Here is a 484-nt window from a genome sequence, read left to right as displayed (position 1 = left end):
GTATAGTTCTAGGACTAATATGGTTCACGTCTTTTTGTCCTTGAAATAACCAATCATTTTTGGTGTATGGTTTATTTGAAAAATAAGCTTTAAAATAGCTCCTTAAGATATCAAGAGCTGTATCAGATAATATGGTGTATCGAAAGGTATCGTGCTTTGCTTTCTCTACTCGAATCCGCATACTTTTACTACATATATCCCCAATTCTTAAAGACGCTACTTCACTTAAACGTAACCCACTACTGTAAAGTAAAACTAAAATTGCTTTATGCTTTATATTTTTAATTACACTTAAAAGCATAAGAACATCTTCTCTTGAAGGAACAAGTGGAAGAGTATTCTTACGTTTCATCCTCGGAACTTTTCTAGAATTCCATTCCTTTTCTAGAACATAGGTATAAAAGAATCTAACGGAAGAGATATATTTATTAATTGTCCCAGGGGCAAGGTTTCGCTCTTTCTTCAGATATATAATATATTGTTG

1 protein-coding gene and 1 pseudogene are annotated in these 484 nt (G+C 32.2%); both read right to left on the bottom strand.

The features are described from left to right. Positions 1-352 (bottom strand): tyrosine-type recombinase/integrase (locus AOA61_RS23870; protein WP_256583486.1); only part of this gene is annotated, 352 nt, incomplete at its 3' end. Between the two features lie 30 nt (positions 353-382). Further along, positions 383-472 (bottom strand): annotated as a pseudogene (locus AOA61_RS32930) (hypothetical protein); the annotation flags it as partial. Between the last annotated feature and the right edge of the window lie 12 nt (positions 473-484).

This window comes from Pseudomonas sp. 2995-1, from assembly GCF_002742505.1.
Lineage (GTDB): Bacteria > Pseudomonadota > Gammaproteobacteria > Pseudomonadales > Pseudomonadaceae > Aquipseudomonas > Aquipseudomonas sivasensis.
Note: the sequence above shows the minus strand (reverse complement) of the source record. Positions and strands in the feature narration are given on the sequence as shown.